The sequence below is a fragment of the Streptomyces sp. NPDC050738 genome, assembly GCF_040654175.1.
Taxonomy (GTDB): domain Bacteria; phylum Actinomycetota; class Actinomycetes; order Streptomycetales; family Streptomycetaceae; genus Streptomyces.
In genome coordinates this window covers 478,699-496,807 of record NZ_JBFAHN010000004.1, presented here as the reverse complement: position 1 = coordinate 496,807, position 18,109 = coordinate 478,699, and the positions used below count along the sequence as shown (strand labels likewise).

Annotated in this window: 15 protein-coding genes, 2 tRNA genes and 4 pseudogenes; 12 read left to right on the top strand and 9 right to left on the bottom strand. The window is 66.0% G+C overall.

Features of this window, described 5'->3' with window-relative positions:
• Window positions 1-280 precede the first annotated feature (280 nt).
• Entirely contained in the window at window positions 281-682 is a 402-nt protein-coding gene (locus AB0H78_RS14050) for a rodlin (protein ID WP_363234593.1), read from the top strand.
• 1,279 nt (window positions 683-1,961) lie between these two features.
• On the opposite strand, the pseudogene AB0H78_RS14045 reads toward AB0H78_RS14050, so the two are convergent.
• Window positions 1,962-2,066: pseudogene (locus AB0H78_RS14045) on the bottom strand (IS5/IS1182 family transposase); the annotation flags it as partial.
• 67 nt (window positions 2,067-2,133) lie between these two features.
• Window positions 2,134-3,123, bottom strand: a complete 990-nt coding sequence (locus AB0H78_RS14040; RefSeq protein ID WP_363234592.1) for a polyprenyl synthetase family protein — start codon at window positions 3,121-3,123, stop codon at window positions 2,134-2,136.
• Between the two features lie 327 nt (window positions 3,124-3,450).
• On the opposite strand from AB0H78_RS14040, the gene AB0H78_RS14035 reads away from it, so the two are divergent.
• On the top strand, window positions 3,451-4,020 hold the full coding sequence (locus AB0H78_RS14035) for a hypothetical protein (protein WP_363234590.1): 570 nt from the start codon (window positions 3,451-3,453) through the stop codon (window positions 4,018-4,020).
• A 1-nt stretch (window position 4,021) separates the two neighbouring features.
• On the opposite strand, the gene AB0H78_RS14030 is transcribed toward AB0H78_RS14035, so the two are convergent.
• Complete coding sequence (locus AB0H78_RS14030) at window positions 4,022-4,195, bottom strand: hypothetical protein (RefSeq protein ID WP_363234589.1); 174 nt, start codon at window positions 4,193-4,195, stop codon at window positions 4,022-4,024.
• Window positions 4,196-4,547: 352 nt separating this feature from the next.
• On the opposite strand from AB0H78_RS14030, the pseudogene AB0H78_RS14025 reads away from it, so the two are divergent.
• Both AB0H78_RS14025 and AB0H78_RS14020 read left to right on the top strand, forming a co-directional pair.
• Window positions 4,548-4,960 (top strand): annotated as a pseudogene (locus AB0H78_RS14025) (dihydrofolate reductase family protein); the annotation flags it as partial.
• A 365-nt stretch (window positions 4,961-5,325) separates the two neighbouring features.
• A complete protein-coding gene (locus AB0H78_RS14020) occupies window positions 5,326-5,793 on the top strand; it encodes a hypothetical protein (RefSeq protein ID WP_363234588.1) in 468 nt (155 codons plus the stop codon).
• Window positions 5,794-5,804: 11 nt separating this feature from the next.
• On the opposite strand, the gene AB0H78_RS14015 is transcribed toward AB0H78_RS14020, so the two are convergent.
• The 3 genes from AB0H78_RS14015 to AB0H78_RS14005 form a co-directional block, all read right to left on the bottom strand.
• On the bottom strand, window positions 5,805-6,005 hold the full coding sequence (locus AB0H78_RS14015; RefSeq protein ID WP_363234587.1) for a hypothetical protein: 201 nt from the start codon (window positions 6,003-6,005) through the stop codon (window positions 5,805-5,807).
• A gap of 177 nt (window positions 6,006-6,182) precedes the next feature.
• Complete coding sequence (locus AB0H78_RS14010; protein ID WP_363234586.1) at window positions 6,183-7,352, bottom strand: hypothetical protein; 1,170 nt, start codon at window positions 7,350-7,352, stop codon at window positions 6,183-6,185.
• A gap of 60 nt (window positions 7,353-7,412) precedes the next feature.
• Entirely contained in the window at window positions 7,413-7,640 is a 228-nt protein-coding gene (locus AB0H78_RS14005) for a hypothetical protein (protein WP_032755250.1), read from the bottom strand.
• A 1,890-nt stretch (window positions 7,641-9,530) separates the two neighbouring features.
• On the opposite strand from AB0H78_RS14005, the pseudogene AB0H78_RS14000 reads away from it, so the two are divergent.
• The 7 genes and pseudogenes from AB0H78_RS14000 to AB0H78_RS13970 form a co-directional block, all read left to right on the top strand.
• Window positions 9,531-9,875: pseudogene (locus AB0H78_RS14000) on the top strand (transposase); the annotation flags it as partial.
• The gene (locus AB0H78_RS13995; protein WP_363234686.1) at window positions 9,862-11,001 is read left to right on the top strand and encodes a hypothetical protein; all 1,140 of its coding nucleotides are present in this window, start codon (window positions 9,862-9,864) and stop codon (window positions 10,999-11,001) included. The pseudogene AB0H78_RS14000 and the gene AB0H78_RS13995, both read left to right, overlap by 14 nt.
• A 153-nt stretch (window positions 11,002-11,154) precedes the next feature.
• Window positions 11,155-11,227, top strand: a tRNA-Arg gene (locus AB0H78_RS13990).
• 398 nt (window positions 11,228-11,625) lie between these two features.
• Window positions 11,626-11,695 (top strand) — tRNA-OTHER (locus AB0H78_RS13985).
• A gap of 98 nt (window positions 11,696-11,793) precedes the next feature.
• Window positions 11,794-11,967, top strand: a complete 174-nt coding sequence (locus tag AB0H78_RS13980; protein ID WP_363234585.1) for a hypothetical protein — start codon at window positions 11,794-11,796, stop codon at window positions 11,965-11,967.
• Window positions 11,968-12,261: 294 nt separating this feature from the next.
• Window positions 12,262-12,819: a hypothetical protein gene (locus AB0H78_RS13975; RefSeq protein WP_363234584.1), complete on the top strand. Its 558-nt coding sequence runs from the start codon at window positions 12,262-12,264 to the stop codon at window positions 12,817-12,819.
• Window positions 12,820-14,083: 1,264 nt separating this feature from the next.
• A pseudogene (locus tag AB0H78_RS13970) lies at window positions 14,084-14,272 on the top strand (transcriptional regulator); the annotation flags it as partial.
• On the opposite strand, the gene AB0H78_RS13965 reads toward AB0H78_RS13970, so the two are convergent.
• Window positions 14,253-14,915: an HAD family hydrolase gene (locus tag AB0H78_RS13965; protein ID WP_363234583.1), complete on the bottom strand. Its 663-nt coding sequence runs from the start codon at window positions 14,913-14,915 to the stop codon at window positions 14,253-14,255. The pseudogene AB0H78_RS13970 and the gene AB0H78_RS13965 overlap by 20 nt on opposite strands.
• A gap of 352 nt (window positions 14,916-15,267) precedes the next feature.
• On the bottom strand, window positions 15,268-15,783 hold the full coding sequence (locus AB0H78_RS13960; RefSeq protein ID WP_363234582.1) for an N-acetyltransferase: 516 nt from the start codon (window positions 15,781-15,783) through the stop codon (window positions 15,268-15,270).
• A gap of 215 nt (window positions 15,784-15,998) precedes the next feature.
• Here AB0H78_RS13960 and AB0H78_RS13955 point away from each other — a divergent pair, with 215 nt between their 5' ends.
• Entirely contained in the window at window positions 15,999-17,468 is a 1,470-nt protein-coding gene (locus AB0H78_RS13955) for an ATP-binding protein (protein WP_363234581.1), read from the top strand.
• Window positions 17,469-17,502: 34 nt separating this feature from the next.
• On the opposite strand, the gene AB0H78_RS13950 is transcribed toward AB0H78_RS13955, so the two are convergent.
• Entirely contained in the window at window positions 17,503-18,075 is a 573-nt protein-coding gene (locus AB0H78_RS13950) for a TetR/AcrR family transcriptional regulator (RefSeq protein WP_363234580.1), read from the bottom strand.
• Between the last annotated feature and the right edge of the window lie 34 nt (window positions 18,076-18,109).

The following is an 18,109-nucleotide window of genomic DNA, read 5'->3' as shown; positions in this document are numbered from 1 at the left end:
ACACCCCATGTGAAGGGTGCTCCGCGCTCTTCCGCGCAATGGCCGACCAGACGCGGTATTTGACGTCCCGCCAGGTTTCGTTCTCTATGCGAACTCTTCATACTGTCACTCCGGGAGTGAGCGATGAGCTCAGGTTCCGTTGAGGTTCCGTAGCCGCATGATCCAAGTGCGCGACAGACGAGGAAATTTCTACCCGTCCGGATGGAATGAAGAAACTTTCTCCCACCTTGGGAGTTGGGCAGTGCGGCTCCAGATCGGAGCATCGATCGAAAGGGACACAATGAAGAAACTGTTGGCTACCTCCGCTATGGCAGCCTCGCTCGTGGGCGCCGCTGCGATGGTTGCTCCCCAGGCGATTGCCGACGACGGCGGCACCACGTCCCTGAGCGGCAATGGGGCCATGCAGTCGTACGGCAACTCCGAGACGCACGGGAACATGAGCCCTCAGATGGCTCTGATCCAGGGTTCGTTCAACAAGCCCTGCATCGGCCTGCCGGCCAAGCTGAACGCCGGTTCCCTCGTGGGTGTCGTGCCGGTTTCGGTCCAGGACATTCCCGTCCTGTCGTCCCCGCAGAACCAGCAGTGTGTCGAGAACTCCACCCAGGCCAAGGGTGACGAGCCGCTCTCGCACATCCTGGACGAGATCCCTGTCCTCTCGGGCAACGGCGTCGACAACCACTGATTGACTGACCGGTTGGTTCACCGATCGGCGGCAACCCCTTCTCTCCGGTTGCCGCCGTACTGGGAACGGGACGGACCTTCCGGAGTCATGCTGGTTGCTCAGCGGTGAATGGGCAGCCTCGTTTGGTTCGCTTTCGGCGCCTTGCACAACGATTCGCTCGACGGCACGGACGATGGCCTCGGATGGAGTGCTTGCAACAGAAGCTTCTTGCAACCACTCCATCGCCCGCAGTGGAACGGCTGGATGCACCCGGCTCTTTGTCTCTTCCCAGTCAGGTGCATCCAGCCGTCCGCAAGGCGGTTTGCAACCGGCTCCTGAGGTAGTTTTCCCGCCGTCCACTCACAACACCGCACCCGTTATAGGTTTCTGAAGATGAGTAGCACCCACACTGAAATTCTGCCGTTTCCGGCTCAGGTAAAGCCTGATGCAGCGGGCTGGGTGACTGTCCGCGCGCCTGCGGCGTGGTGGCGGTCAACAGCGGATTCAGACGGTTGGTCGCGGACCGCCGAAGCTCTCGCCGTTGCTGGGGAGCAGTCCCTGCGACCCGAGCTGTGCGGCGTCCCGGGATCCACAACGGGGCGTCCCTGTAAAAATGACACCTCGACGGGGCCCTGCCCCCACCACGGAGATCACTGCGGGCGGGCCATGGATGACGGGTCGAGGTGCGAGTGGAATCTGGCGCAAGACGGGGTGTGCCTGGCCCATCCCGATAGCTGGTGGCAGCGGTTTCGTCACACACGTGGCAGCGAACAGGCCGTTGCAGCGGAGGAACAGGCGCGCGTTGTGCGCTGGACACACCTGCGCGAGGCCGAGGCAGCGGCCAGGCGCTTCCCCTGCGGGTACTGCGACGCAAAGCCTGGCCGGGTCTGCACCGTCCCCGGCTGGGACCGGCCCGCCAACAAGGCGCACAGTTCACGGTTCCGGCAGTTGGCCCACGCACTGATCGCCGACGAGACGGAGTGCGGCTTCTGCAAGGCCGAACGCGGCAGTTTGTGTCGCACATCGAACGGCCCAGTAGCCGCTCAGGCCCACACCATGCGACAGGCGGATGCCCGGATGCGGATCTCCACCGTGAGCCTCACTAGATTCTGACCCGCACGCTGCCCGAGCGTCGGCAAGCAGTCTTTCCGTGGCGGCCTTGGACGGACGAGTGCCGTGCACACGGCAAATCTTCGTAGCCCCCTGCCATCAGGCCCCGGTCGTCGACTCCTGCCCCACCTCACGCAGTAGGCACCGGTCCAGACCGGACGAGATCCCCGTCGCCTGCCTGACCCAACGCGCTCTCGATGCCGCGACGGGCTATTCGGTGCCGGATGCCGCGGGAAGCAATCCATCTGCGCAGGTGGCGGTAGTCGTAGCCCTTGTCGGGACGGGCTCTCAATTCCGGGGCAGGCCCTCTCGCTGGCCCGGAATGGGAGGTAACGAGTACGCCTCGCGGCCCCGTACGCATCTCATACGAGTAGGCCGGGGGTCGTCAGTCCATGCAAGGCGTCACGGTGTTCGCTGACGGGCAGGCCACTCAGCGCGTCGCCTGCGATACGGGCGTAGCGGTGCGAGATGGAGCGGGCGGTATTCAGGGCGCCAGTGCTGGCAATCACTCCGGCCATAGCCTCATGGCGTTCTTCTACGGGTCGGACAGTGTCGGCGAGCAGGTGCTCGATAAGCCGACGCTGACTGCGTGATGCACGGCGATGGGCCAGCAGAACGGGCAGCGTGGGGCGACCGTTCCGCATGTCGGAGACACTCGGCTTGCCGGCCTGGGTGCCGTCGTACGCCATCAGGTCGTCGCGGATCTGGTAGGCAATGCCCAGCAGATCGCTGTACTGCCCCAGCGATCTGACACTGGCCTCGTCCGCCCCGCTCAGAATGCTCCCCAGCCCGCACGCCAGCCACAGCAGCGATCCGCCCTTGTCACGGATCATCTCCAGGTAAGTCTTGGTCGAACAGATGCTGCGCCCGAGGCGGATCTCAGTTGCCACGGCGTCTGCGATCCGACGGCCTGTTTGCGCGAGGACCGTCAGGGACTGGGCCACCCGCTCTGCCGGTACACCAGCATCACAACACTCTGAGAGAGCTTGAATGCCGCTGAAGAAGAGGGCGTCGCCGCCAACGATCGCGGAAGGGGCGCCGAAGACGGTGTGGGTGGCCGGCTTCCCGTAGCGCTGGCGGTCGCCGTCGATGATGTCGTCGTGCATCATCGCGCCGACTTGGAGGCATTCCACCGCAATGGCAGCGGGCAGCACCTGCTCGACACGGCCGCCCACCGCCAAGGCCGATCTGATGAGCAGCATGGGCCCCAGCGTCTGCCCGAACGGGACCAACCCGTATCGCGCCATCGCCTCCACACCTGAGGCCTGCGCCGGCCACCGGCGTTCCACTTCCGCCTCAACCAGCGCGGCAATCGCCGGGCCGGCAAGCTGCGGGACATCGATCTGCGTCATGGGCCCATCCTTGAATGCCATCAGCAGTCACGCACTTTAAGCGACCGGCAAATTACGGCAAACAACCCAAAGAAGCGTCGTCTTTTGCCGGGCACGCGTCACCCGTACTCCTGCAGAGCTCTACGCCACCGGGTCAGTGCCCGCGCTCGCACAATCTGCTCTTCGAGGGTTCCCCGGATACCTGCTGCGTGGCGCTTGCCACCGCTCCACAGATTTTCCTACCGGGCCCCGTGACCCGCGACGACAGTGTCCCGTTAGCCAGTCAGGCGGGGCCTCCCTCAGGGTGATTTCCGCATCCTTCCCGGCCGGGCCTGCGAAGAGGCGTTGATGCACGTTCAGCACATGTATGGGGATAGCCATGTCCGGGCAGCACGCGACGCGCTCTTGACTGCATGCCGCCTGCTGGACACGGAGCATCAGAAGGTGATGCATGAGTCGACGCTCACGCGGGCGAAGGGCCTGACTTCTTTCGTCCGGCGGATGTGCCTTGTACTGGAGGAGTGCGAGAGCCAGTTCATGGATGCGGTCACGGTCCTTTCTGTCTTGGACGAACCGCGTACCGGTGATCGCAGGGAACCGATGCTCGCTTCCGCCGCCGGGTCTATCGAGGGTGGTGTCCTGAAGCTGGCAAATACCTACAGTCGAGCCCCTACCGTCTTCAGACTGATCTCGTCCCACTGCCCCATGAGCATGCTGGGAGTCACGTCGGTGCTGCGTACCTCGGTGCGGGTGATCGCAACGGAGTTGGACGCATTGGGAGCCTGTCTGGAGGCACAGCAGCTTGCGTGCATGAACGATCCGCTGGACAGTCTCCGCGCTCGTTTCGTCGCCGTCCCCCAAGACTCAGCCTCAGGACCTGCTCTGGTGGGGCGCCGTCTCAAAACAGTTCATCCATAAGCTACTTGTCAGGGAGCGGGCGATCGTTGCCAGCCACTGCCGCCCCCTTGCCGACGATCGCCCCGGTCGTCACCGCTGAAAGTTCGAGCGGTCGATCTCCTCGCTCTTCGGCTACCACCGCCTCACCGTCCAGTACGAGCGCAATGGCAACCACTTCCTCGCCTTCCTCGTCCACGCCGCATCCCTAGTTTGCGCTGGTCGGCTGTCCAGAGTGGGTAGGGTCCGGGTGCGATCGAGCACGTTGGAACTGGCTGTCAGGCAGCGGAACTTGAGGATCTCTCCCTCTGGATAGGCGGCCGATTCTCGAGCGCGGAGCCGCGGAGCCGCGGAGCCGCGGGCGGCGCATGTGGGCCGACGTCCGCGTCCGGCTGGGGCCAGTCGGCCGCAAAAACGGCTGGCAGGTCGGGAGATCTTTCTGTGGACATGACTGTGTACCCGGTCCACCCTTGTCCGTGCTGCCTGGCCAGGTGACCCGCTCGGCGAAGTGTCCCCACACCGCGGGGACCACGAAGGGGCCGCTCCTGGTGACCTTTAAGGACATCGAGTTCCTCCCCGAGGCCTTCGAGATCAACGGCCGGGAGCAGGAAGAAGCCACCGCGGTACTGCTGGGCGGACCAGTTACGAGGCGTTCAGCCCGGTATGGCCCGGCATGGAGGACTTTCGCCGACTACAAGGTGATGCCGAAATACGTCGTCTCCCAAGCTCACCGAGGACGACCTGGTGGACAACGGGGGCGAGACGACGATCCTGCGCTCGCTCGCACGGCAGCGCCGCCCTGAACCAGATCCTCTCGCACGCCGGCCTGCTCGACCGCTACCACCTGGTCGTCTTCCCGCTGCTGCTCGGCTCGGGCAAGCGCCTGTTCAGCGCCACGGACAAGAACAAGCAGAAGTTGAAGCTGGTCGAGCACGAGGTCTTCGCTAACGGACTCCAGAAGGATGCCTTCTCCGCCACTTCGCCACCTGGCAGCAGATGCGGCGCCTGCGGGCCAAGTCGGAGAAGGGACCGCTGGGACGCTCCCAGACCAACCAAACCAAGCAGGAAGTCACCCAGGCCGGCGCCTTCCTCACCTGACTCGCCGGTCGAGGACGTTCAATCGGGCGCTGCCAGCAGGCCGACATCGACGCCTGGCACACCGAGAGCCTGGTAGCCCGCCGCCCGTCCCAGTCATTCCTGCAGTGGTGCATGAAGACCAGGCGGATGCCCCGCCTCACGCTGCCGCCTGCAGTCATCACTCAGGACTCGGAGCCGCTGCACCGGCACCGCCGGCGCGCGATCCTCCGTCGAGTCCTCAATGACGGCTGCTTGCCCCTCCGGGCAAGGATCGCCGCCGCGCTCGTTCTCCTCTATGCGCAACCCGTCAGCCGCATCGTCCGCCTCACCACCGACGACGTCATCGACGACGAGACCACCGTCACCGCCCGGCTGGGAGACCCACCGTCACCGCTGCCGGAGCCCGTCGCCGACCTGATGCGGGCCTACATGCAGTTCCGCCAGCATCTGCCCTACGCCAGCAGCAGGAGCTCGCAGTGGCTCTTCCCCGGCCGTCAGCCCGGACAGCCGATGGACCCGGTCAGCCTGCAAGTCCACCTGCGTGAGATCGGTGTCCCTCCGCAGCGTGGCAGGACTTCCGCGGTCCGTCAGCTCGTCCTCCAAGCCCCGGCCCCTGTCATCGCGAAGGCACTCGGCTATTACGACAAGACAGCCACCCGGCTGGTCACCGAAGCCGGCGAAACCTGGAGCCGATACGCCCCAGGCGTCCACCAGCGGTGAAGCGCGGCTAGTTACGCTGGGGCCACCGAACCCCGCTTGTCCTCAACGTGGACGACGTGAAGCTCGGTGCCGTCCCTGTGACGCCTGAAACGCCCGACCGGCCCGACAGCGATCTGCGACTGATCCTGAGGCTCATCGGGGCCGACATAGGTAAGGACGTCGTTGTGATGCCCGGTGACGACCCATCCCTCCACGTCCTTGAGGTCGATCACCCCGAAGTCTCCTGCCTAAGATCCGGCATGCGCTGGGCCGAACCTCGGGGAGGCGGTCCACTTCCTCCGCGAACAGCCCTCCGCGCGGGGCGGGGCGCAACCAGTCGGGCAGTGCGGTCATGGCTTCGCTGTAGCGGTGCACCGGGTCCGGAAGGGGCGGCGCACGGCGGGGCTGTCCTACTCGGCCGACAGACGGAGCATCGGTTCGAAGGCCGCGTCCTCCTCGCCCTCGATCGAAGGGAGGAAGCCGTCCGGGACGGTGCGGGCGGCCGTGGTGAGGAGCCGGGCCAGGACCTCGGGCTCGGCGGCCGGGGGGAGGCGGAGGGCGGCGAGGAGGCGGTCGCGGACCTCGGGGTGTTCCGGGTTGTCCTCAAGGTAGTCGGCGTTGAGCGCAGGGGGACGGAAGCCGGCCAGGGCGTCGTGCCAGGATGGGAGGACGATGGCCAGGGTCAGGGCCTCGGCGAGGGACTCCGCGATGAGGGAAGCCTGGCCGTCGGAGTCGGTGTAGAGGACGGGGCGGACGCGGTCGGAGCCGGCCGGGCCGCAGAGGTAGTGGGTGCCTCCCGCGTTGCAGCCGGCCACGGGCTCCACCAGGAGACCGGCCGGCAGGGCGATCGACTCGATGGGGTCGGTCCGCGTGAGGTCGAACTCGCCGTCGCAGGCGAGGTACGCCTCGACCTCGGGGTCGGCGGCGATCCGGCGGAGCAGGGCCTCGTCGGAGAGGGCGGCCGGGTTGAGGCCGTAGGCGGCTTCGGGCGTCAAGGGGTGGCCCGCGAGGACGTGACGGACGGTGTCGAGGGGGACGGGCCGCCCGTAGTCCTCCTCGAAGTGCGCCTGGACGGCCTCGGGGGAGCGGTCGGTGAGGAGGCGGAAGAGGTGCCCGGAGCCGTCCGGGTCCGGGCTGCCCGAGGGGAACTCGATGCCCGAGCCGGTGCGCCAGGCGCTGCCGCCGGTCTCCCACCACAGGCAGGCGGTGACCCGCGGGGCGCCGAGGCCCTCGTCGACGAAGGCCGGGTCGTCCAAGAGCGGGCGCAGCGCGGCGGGCACCTCGTCGATGACACCGGGCCAGACCTGTTCGTCGTCCGTGGCGTACGGGCTCATCTCCGACTCGTGGTCGAAGCCGCGGACGAGCACACCGGCCGGGGTGGAGAGGACGGAGAAGTCGTCACCCGAGCCGTTGTCCATCAGGGCCGCCTCCGTCCCAGGCCCCCAGGTGGTGGAGAAGGAGTAGCGGGAGAACCGCGGGTCGCGGCAGATCGCCTGGTCCAGCACGGCCAGCGCGCGCAGGTGCGCGCGGAGCTCGGCGGGGTCCGGGAGGAGGGCGGCGGTCGTCTGCACGGTGTCCATGGGCTCATGTAAGCAGCCGGCACTGACATCCAGGACGGCGGTTCGGTCACACCCGCTCTCTCACTCAGGGAACGAAAAGCCCAGCTCACGCAGGCGGGGCAAGCACACTGCGAGGCATTGCTCCACAGACGCGGCATCGGTTCGCACAAGGACGTCCTCGCGCAACGGCGCTCCACTGGCGACGAAGGTCCAAGGCTTGCCCCTCTCTGCCATCCGCTCAGCGTCGGCCTTGAACAGCACCGTTACGCCCTGTTCAGCCAGTGCTTCCATAATCGCGACGACGTCCACCGGCACTCTCCCCTCCCGAAGCGCTTCGAACGCGCCATCGGACGAACTTACTCACTCCGGGCCGGACCCTGGATACCGCCCGCATGGCCCAAAGTGACCGATCCGGGCGCTCTGAGCTGGAATACGCGTCACCTCAACATGCGAGCTCATCAGTCCCGGGGGCAGAATCGGTGTCGCCCTCGTCATCACCGAACCAACTCGGATTCGGATGGTCCGCGCCAGCCCTGGAACCGCACATGGCCAGAAGGTAGTTCGACCAGAACCAGCAACTTCCTGCAACGAGCGGGCCGGCGTCCTATCCCTTGATCAGCGCCCCACCAGCCCGTGCCACCTGCCACTGACACCACTGGAACGGGGCATCGGTAGGGAGGAGTCGACAGTTACGGGACAGGACTTTGGCGCCAGAGCTGAGTTGGCGCGTGGTCCGCGCTGGGAGTTGCGAATCGGCTGAGGGTCATGGGGCTTCGGAGCGGTGGAAGGAGGCTTCGCGGTCGCGGGAGAGGCCGCTGTGGCGGCGCATCCAGCACCATGCCAGGGACCATGAACGCCTGCCGACCCCGGCACGGGGCAACCCACCTGAACTGGCCGCGCGCAACGAGCCTGTCGCGTGTCGGACCCACGGATTCAGGCAAGTGCGATTGACAGCGCTCCCGTGAGAATGGTGGCAACGGCCAGGCCGAGCAGTGCAGTGCGCACGGCGGTCAGCCGGGGAAATGCAACGTTTCGCCGTCTCGGCGTTTCAACACTCCATCCGACAGGCAGAGCACCGTCAGCGAGCCTCAATTGACGGCACCACATGCAATCTTCCTGCGCATGGACCGAAGATTCGAGCCAGTAGGCACCAGACAACTGTGCGCCATGGTCATCAGACGCCCAGACTTGGTTAGGCGGTTTCATGCCCGACCCAACGACACTCTCCTGTCGAAGCAACGGCAGCCCCTTGCGCCCGCACCGGATCGTCACACTCTTGTAGCTATCCAGGTCTCCCACGGTGCAAAACAACTGCTCAGCCGCTGAACCTGCAGAGCTTCCCAGCGTGGTAGCTGATCTTTGGTGCCCGGGCTCGGCGGATACCGCGTCAGCACAGGTAGGCGCGGCGCTGGCGGAAGACGTGGGCAATCGTCGGCTCAGATCGAGTCGGCCGGGTCACTCCGCCGTCCAACAGTAATCACGATAGGCGCGGGCTGGAGTCCCTGATCGATGGCCCGGCGAATTACTGGTCTGTCTTGGCCTGCAGAGGTCCGCCGGCTCCCGTTAGGGCGTACTTGTGTACTACCGCCGCACACAGTTGATCACCTGCCGAAGTCGCGCCACGAACTGCCTGTCCCATTGGCAGTTGGCGGCGGAGACCTCCGCCATGTCCTCGATTGGCTGTCGCCCGAGCAAACATCGGCCATCCGAGCATGGGGCGGGTAGGTTATCGAGCGTCTCGATCCGTGCCACAGCAGAGCTGCCAGCGACGGCCCGTCATTTCACCAGGTCGCACTCTGAGCGGGCTCACGACTTTGGTCCGCATTGGGCTATGAGCCTGTCCATGGAGGCTCGGCGACGAGCTCCACCCATTCGCGATCATACTGCCCTGGAATCATTCGTCCCTCTTGCTCCCAGGAGGCAACGATCGCAGCGTAGATCGGCAACTCGTGCGCTGGATGGACCGCGCCGCCCGGAGAATGAACGATTCTGCGTCGGCGTCCAGTAGCGCTGACAAGTCTCTTAGTCGCAGTCACACTCCACCAACGACGCCGATCCACGGCAGTACTTCTGCAGTGAGGAACTCACTCCGCCGGGCGGCCCGCCACCACCAAACCCCTTACACGCACACGAGATAGGGACATCCGTGCGAGTCGCCTAAGACGATGTCCTATGTGGTGAGTTGGGTATGCCCTCTTCATGGAGCAGGGGACGTGGAGTTGGATCGTTCCGGACGGACTGTGGGAGCTCGCCAGGCCGTTGATTCCGGAGGGCCGGGTGCGGCCGCAGGGTGGTGGCACGCAGAACACGCCTGACGAGACGCTGTTCGCAGCGATCATCTATGCGCTGGTCAGCGGCTGTTCCTGGCGGGCGTTGCCGCCATGCTTCGGGGTGTCGAAGTCGACGGTGCACCGGCGATTCATGATCTGGTCGAGAGCCGGCGTCTGAGGCCGCCTCCACAAAGCTGTCCTGCACCGGCTGGACGACGCCGGCCTCATCGACGTCTCCCGTGTCGTCCTGGACTCCGCGCATGTGCGGGCCGAACCGAAACCAGTGGCAGTACGCCCAGAAGACCATTCTGGTCCCGCATCTGGAAGAACTCAGCGAGGGTTTCGCCGACCTCGCGCTCATGCAGGCGTTGCGGCAAGGTCTGCTGCCGCCCGGCGCGCCGAGAAAATGGAGCGACCCCGAGCGCCATCAGCTCATCGCAGGCGACGGCACCGTCGCCAAATCTCCCACTCGGGCTACTTCCGCCAAGTGGACGGACCCCCAGACCGGGAAGATCTTCAATCGCCGGGTCGACCCGGCCGCTCACTGGCAGAAGGAAGGAGGCGGGGACTACGACAAGGACGGCACCAGCACACGCGGCGACAGCGAGGACGGCGGAAAGTACGTGCTGGGTACAAAGTTCGTCTTCTTCTCCACACGCCGCCGCGGCTACTTCCGCCGCGTCTTCCTGCGCTTCCAGCACGTTCCGCACGACCACCCCGGCGGAGAGGCAGCCGTCGCCCTGAAGATGGCCTGCACCATTCTGGACCAGGCCGAAGGGTGCCTGGGTGTGCTCTACGACGGCGCCATGCGTGGCAAACACCGTGACGCCGTCGCGCGCCGCGGAAGGTTACTCATCAGCAAGCAGCACAAGGGCATCCAACCGCGCCCGCTCCGGACCCCGACATACGGCCGCTGTAGCCATGAGCTCCGGGCCAAGGACAGCCGCGTCCACGAGCGGGTCTTCCTCGACGACAGCACCAGCAGCCTGCTCCCCATCCCCAAGATCGCGCCACGCCCCGGCGTCCGCAACCATCGCTGGTACCACCTGCTGGCCATCCCGTGCATCTACGGCCCCCACGAACCAGTGGCCGTGACCACACGACCCGGAGAGCGCAAACCCGGCGAAAGCGACACCGAGCGGGACTTCCACCGCGCCGAGCATCTCTTCCAGATCCCGGTGCATACCGCGACGTACAAGAGGCTCAAGGGAGGGCGTCAGGACGCCGAGTCCGCCTTCTCGCAGCTCGACCGCTCACTCTGGAACGGCAGGCTGATCGCCTTCGGCGCAGAAGCCCAGACTTTGGTCGTCCTCGGCTTCATGCTGGCCCAGAACGCCAGCAGCGCGGCCCGCTACGCCGAGGATCCCGAGTACTCCGACACAGGAGAAGAGGGGCCGTGATCACGGCGTGCTCGCGGGCTTCGGTGACCGCCCACGCCAAGCCCTCCCCCCATCCGCTACGCTGTCCTGGGCTGCCCTGGCGGGTGGCCTTCACCCTTGCCTCAACCGGATGCGATCTCTTCGGAATTTTCATCCACGTTTTCCGCAAGGCCCGCCTCCGTAGCTCAGGGGATAGAGCACAGCTCTCCTAAAGCTGGTGTCGCAGGTTCGAATCCTGCCGGGGGCACAAGACAAAAGGCCCCCAACCGATCATGGTTGGGGGCCTTTGACATCAGATCTGACATCAACGACTCATGGCGGCCGCCCTACCTCAGATGACATGACCACCCAGCCTCTAAGGTGCACGGCATGACCCACTGGCCCCCAGCCTGTCCACAGTGCAGCCGACCCATGAGGTCCGGTGGGCTCGTGCTGTCCAGACGGGAGGATGATGACCGACGTGCCTGCCGGGCACTGTGGAGATGTCCCAGTAGGCACGTTTGGTGGGGCTGGGCCGATCGGCTGGATGAAGTGCTGGAGTCCTGTCCGATGCCAGAGCTGTTCCGCTGACCATCCATGCTGACATCAACGGCCACGATCAGCAGTGGCCATTGACCATCGCAGCAGACGCCCGTGCTCAATGTGGCCCCACGTCACACTCGGGCTAGATCGAACTCCTAAAGGTGGTGTCGCAGGTTCGAATCCTGCCGGGGCACAAGCTGGACAGCAGGTCAGCAGTACCGAAGAGCCCTTCCATTGTTCGAATGCAAGGGCTCTTTCGCCATCTGCGTCTGCGACGGTCGTTGTAGAGCCATGACGATCACCCAGCGCGCCGCAGCATTCGCAGTCGCTGCAGGCGCCGCCCTGCTCCTCTCCACCCCTGCCCACGCCGCCACACCTCCCCCCGGAGGCTTCCCCCTAGGGAGCAGCGCCTCGGCCTACAGCGTCGCCAACGCGGTCGCCGGAAGCATCGTGAGCAGCCTCTAGGCACCCCTGTAGCTCCCTCTGCAGGAAACCGGCATGACAAAACTCCCGCTGCCCGTGGAGACCGCGGACATCATCGCGCCCTCCGCCCTGCGCGAGATCGTTTACGAGATCCCCATCGGTCGCTAGAGGCGATGCAGGAAGGTCAATTCACGGCCAGCTCAGCCTGCCTCCGCGTTGCCACACGCATCTGTACGGACCTGACTGATGATCCGGGCCGGGCCCGGCAGGGCATCGTGTCCGGCTATGTGGAAAACGGGTGCACTCATCCGGAGGGGCGATGCGAGACTGCCCCCCATGACCCGCCCCCAGCTCTCCGAAGTCGACTATCTGCGGGAGATCGAACGACTCGCCAAGACAGTCGTCTCAGCAGCCACCAGTGAACAGTTGCCTGCTGGTGACTCCGAAGACGAAGGTCCGCTCCAACGCAGCGTCAGCGCCCTGGGCAGGGCGCTGTTGCACTACCACTTCCCCTTGGACGGGTGCCTGGATGAGGAGGTGGCGCGCCCGGAAGTACCTCTCGCCGCCGTTGCCATCATCCGTCCCGAAGCCATGCCCATCGGCCGCCATGAGACCTACCAACACGCCTGTTCTCGACTAGGAGTTGAGCCCCGACCCGAAGGGTGGGCGCTGTGGGACACCTGGGTCGATGGCAACGCGAAGGTCACCATGGTCGTCTCCGCCGTGGACACAACCGAGGGGCTTCTCACCAACTGGGCGAAGGGCAGAAACCTGCTCCCGGTCATGCCCCTGCCCTCTCAGATCGCCCAGGTTCACGCCGGCTGGACCGGCTGGGCGTCGATCTTCTCCCCCTACGGCAAAAGGAAGCTCGGCCTGAACGGACGACCGTTCTAGCTCTTCGGATGACATCAGACGGCCGGAGCGCGCATCTTGCATATCCGCGCCATGTGGCTGACCACTTCACGCTGCGAGTGCGGCACGGGAACAGGAAAAGACCGGGCCCCACTTCGAGGTGGATGAGCCCACCGGGAGTCAGGCCCACGTAAGCCCTTGACTCGGCCATTGAGACTCCACCGACCGCGTAGGCTGCCGCGCCGATAATGATCGAGCAAGCGAGGTGCCTTGATGACGATCTTCCAGTGCCATGCATGCCACCGTGCAGTGACCGCCCCTGTCACCGAGCGGTCCCTGCCGAAACCGGATGTGGATGCGGAGTGGTACCGGCCGGAGGCGTCACTCATGGAGGCCAGCGGCCATACCAGCGAACCAATCGTGGGATCACAGGTCGGTTGTATCCTCCAGTCCGCAGAGGGGAGTTCCATGGTTTATCTGGCACGACCAGATGCCCGGCTTCGATCCCGCCTTCGTGACTACCTACTGATCGGCGCTTGGCTCGCTCTCACGGCAGTCGCGGCTCACAGGTGGGGGTCCGAGACTTGGCGGCAAGCGTTCGAATCCATGATCACGCTCCTAGTCGGGTGGATCATCTTTCTTGAGCTTCGCGCCCGAAAGTATCGGCGCCAGTCCCAGTAGGAGGCGCGAACTCGACGTACGCCAAGTTCGCGTCGAGGGGCGCGAAGCGGACCACGCCGCGCCCCGGCCATTGGGACTCCACTGATGTGCGTGGTCGGCGCTGTCAGGTCTCACTCTTGGCCATCGACAGTGCCTGCGTCGCCGGTTAGGCCACGGGCTGGATACCGGACCACCCCCAAGCAGACCAGGGATGCAGCTGCATTACAGAGTTGGATACCCCGGGTGCCGGCCACGCGCTGCTGAGCGTACTCGTCCGTACTGACAATCGAGTCCGGACCATTGAATGCAGCCAACGGCCCTGACTGACTCACCCGTTGAGCGTCCACGAACCGCGGACAGGCCTACCGATGCCAGACTGGGCATGTGACCGCGCATCCCGAGATAGGTTTCATCTGGGCTTTCCGCTACCCCGGCGCCCCCAAGTACGACCACGAGTTCAAGGTCACTGGGCTATTCACGCGAGGTGGTGTCACCTACGTCGAGTCTGAGCGGCTCGACAGCGGCTCACCCAGTAGGGGCGAATCGAGCATGTGCTTGAGTACGCGGAACCCATCGGCTCGGACGATATCGGCCTCCTCCACGACGCCTAGACCGGGCGCGTGACATCCACATCCGACACCAACGCCCGGAAGCGGCCTGCGCGTACGCCGTCCGCGCGCTGGATCAGCTCGAAGTGACCTGGTACGCAATGGGCATGGACCGGGTGCGCGAGGTGCGCCGCTCCCTCGCCCCGCACCAGCACGAGGCATGGGTACGGGACCTCGACGACCGGCTGTACGGATGGTCGACGACGGTCAGCGCACTCGCTCGTTGAACTGGCCGATCTGCTCCACCAGTTCGGCCAGGGATTCGATACGGAAGGTGGGCAGGTCTCGGGCCTCGGCGGTCTGCCACTGGATGGTCCCCCACGGGCCGCGGCGAATGAGCGCGGTCTGCATCCCGGCTGCGACGGCAGGCCGCAAGTCGTTGTCGACGCGATCCCCGACGTACAGGATCTCTTCAGCCGCGAAGGGGACGACTTCGGCGACCCGCGCGAAGAACAGCGGGTCGGGCTTGCTAGCGCCCCAGTCGTCGCTCGTCCCGATCAGGTCGACGTCGCCGGTGAACAGGCTGCGGAGGATCCCGCCGGCGCGAACGGTCTGGATCCCGGCGATACCGAGCCAGAGGCCGGCCCCGCGCAGGGCACTGAGGGCGGGGCGGACGTCGGCGTAGAGGTCGGTCTCGTCGAAACTCTCCGGTTGACCGGCTGCGGCACGGGCGTCGCGCTGTTCGTACAGGTCGAATCCCGGACGGAACTCCTGGAAGACGCCCCGGTAGTCCCGCCCTTGGGCGATGACGGCGCCGAACATCGCGGCGAAGGTGTGCCGCGGGATGTCCAGCCAGTCGGCCCAAGTGCCGTACTCCCGGGTCTCATCCACCAGGCACTCGCCGACGTCGAAGACCACTGCGCGGATCATGGGGTGAATCGTATTGCCACGGGCACTACGCCCAGGCCGGCGCACGCTACAGGACTGCTTTGCACGTCGGCGGGTCCCAGGGGGCCGTAGCGGAGAGGATGCGCCCCTCCGAGTAGGTACGAGGCCCCGTCCTTGAACATCCACAGTCCGGGCACCGCGGCACCGGCTCTCCCGGAAGATCTCGAGATCCCACCCACCGACGAACCACCCGGGTATCTGCTCGAAGCAGCCCCGCCACGTTCGGGTTTCGTCGCCGTGTCAGTGGTCCATCACGTCGTCCTCATCCGTGCGAGAACGAGGACCTGCGCCATTCTGCCGGGGCGGTCGGCTCCACCTCACCGCCATGGCGGGGTCAGATGCTTCCGAAGGGCTCGGGATAGATGAATTCGCCTGCTACGGACGGATCGTAGGCGGCCAGGGTTCGAATCTGAAAAAGGTGTTCCCAGGCCAGTTCCTCGCCAACGATGCCGAAGTCAGTGCTCGGCCGAAAGCCGAACCGCCCGTAGAAGTCGGGGTCACCGAGGACAACGACCATGGGCGCGTCGAGGGCGTCTGCGGCCGCGAGCGTGGCGTGGACCAGCGCCATGCCGAAGCCGCAGCGGCGGTAGTCGCGGTGAACGCCGAGCAGGCTCAGGTTGGGGACTCGGACGCTACCGATTCGCCCCCAGGTGCTGAGGGCATGGCCGATGATGGCGCCGTCCTCGCTCTCGGCCACCAGCGAGAGCGCTGGGATCCGGTTTTCACCCCTTTGCAACGCGTCCCGCAGAATCGCCTCCACTGGTTCCTCCTCGTTCGGTTTATGGGAGGAGGCGATGGTCACCGCACGGACTGCGGCCAGGTCGGCGGGCGTCTCTCGTCTGATCAGCACCTGCGCAGTTTGACTCCCTGGCCGACCGGGCGTGTGTGCGGTGTCGCAGGTTCGAATCCTGCCGGGGGCACAGCGGGGCAATGGGGCGTATCGCCGTCCGGGTTCAGGTCAGAGCATCGTCGGCCTGCGCCTTTCTCGTGGACACAGACCTCTGCCCCGTCCTTATGTATCGGTGCAGCTATAATAAGTCCACCTATACATTCCTTGGAGTGTGCATGATCAAGCCGATCGAGATGTTCGACCGCGACTTCGAGTGGGCCGAGCTGACGCGATTCGCCGGGGCGCCGGGGCCGCGCGCCATGCTCGGGGTGGTGTCCGGGCGGCGCAGGCAGGGCAAGACATTTCTTCTCGACGCCGTTGCACGCGCGGGCGGCGGGTTCATGTTCACGGCCACGGAGACCACAGAGACCGACGCTCTGCACCAGTTCGGCGTGGCCCTTGCCGCTCACCGTGGCCAGTCCACCCCGTTCCGGTTCGCCCACTGGGACGAGGCCATCACCGAGCTGATGCACATCGCCCACGGAGGCGAACCCGTCGTTGCGGTCATCGACGAGTTTCCCTTCCTCGCCAAGGCGTCCCCTGCTCTGCCCTCGATCATCCAGCGCGCACTGGACCCCACGGCTCAACGCACCAACACCCCCGTACGGCTGCTGCTGTGCGGCTCCGCGCTCTCGTTCATGGGGAAACTGCTCGCCGGCAACGCACCTCTGCGAGGCCGGGCAGGGCTCGAGCTCGTCGTACCCACCCTGGACTTCCGGCTCGCGGCCGAGTTCTGGGAGATCGCCGACCCGCATACCGCTCTGCTCACTCATGCCATCGTCGGCGGCACCCCCGCCTACCGCCGCGAGTTCACTCAGGGGGACACCCCGGCCGGTCCGGACGACTTCGATGACTGGGTCACTCGCGCGGTGCTCAACCCTGCCCGCCCCCTCTTCCGCGAGGCCCGCTACTTGCTGGCGGAAGAACCTGAACTCCACGACACCGCGCTCTACCACTCCGTGCTGGCCGCCATCGCCGACGGCAACACCGCACGCGGAGGCATCGCCACGTACCTCGGACGCAAGTCGACCGATCTCGCCCACCCGCTCAGCGTTCTCCAGGACGTCGGCATGATCACGCATGAGCAGGATGCGTTCCGCCGCAACCGCTCCGCGTATCGCATCGCCGAACCCCTCGTGACGTTCTACCACTCCGTCATGCGTCCGGCCTGGGGCGATCTCGAGCGCCCCGGACGCGCGCCTGCCGTGTGGCGCCGCGTGCAGTCGGCCTATCTGAGCAAGGTCGTCGGCCCGCACTTCGAGCAGCTCTGCCGCGAATGGACTCGCTGGTACGCCGATCCGGACACCCTCGGCGGGCAGGTCGACCGAGTGGCGGCCGGTGTGGTCAATGAGCCCGCGGCCAGGACCAGCCACGAAGTCGACGTCGCCGCATACGGGGACAGTGGGACCGGGCGCGCTGTGCTGCTCGCCATCGGCGAAGCGAAGTGGAACGAAACCATGGGCATGGACCACTTGCAGCGCCTCAAGCACATTCGCTCCCTGCTTGTCGCACAGGGCACCGCCACCGAGGCCACTCGCCTGTTCTGCTACAGCGGCGCCGGATTCACCAGCGCGCTCAGCCGTCTCGCCGAAAGCGACCCCTCTGTCCAACTGGTCGACCTGGCACGCCTGTACCAGGCGGGATGAGACGCCACCGACCTCGCGGTGCCGTGCGCCGAGGTCATGGAACGGTCGGCCTCGTGCGCAGGCCGTCGAGGACGAGGTCGAGGATGCGGGTTGCGCGGGCCTCGCTGCCCTCGCCCGGGGGGATGCGCCACAGCACGCTGAGTTGGAGCAGGACGTCCTGGGGGTCTACGCCCGGTTTGAGGTCGCCGGAGGTGGCGCCGGCGTCCAGCAGGACGGCGATGGCGTTCAGGAACGGCTCGTAGTTCTTGTCGTCCAGGCCGCCGTTGGTTGCCGCGTGGATCACCTCGGACACGCCGTACTTGAGCTTCCCGTACCGGGCGACTTCCTCGAACCAGCGGCGCAGGGCGGTGAGCGGGGGCTGCTCGGCCGCGAGGGTGTGCGCGAGGTCGATGACCTTCTGGATCTCCTGGTGGTAGAGCTCGATTATGAGCGCTTCCCTGGTAGGGAAGTGGCGGTAGAGCGTCCCGACTCCGACACCGGCCTGTTTGGCGATGGACGTCATCGAGGCGCCCGACGACGTGGCGAGGGCCTCTCCGGCGGCCGCGAGGATGCGGGCCCGGTTGGTCACGGCGTCGGTGCGGGTGGCGCGGGGCGGAGGCGGGGTCACGAGGCGTCCGATCGGTCCGGTTGTTAAGCGGAAG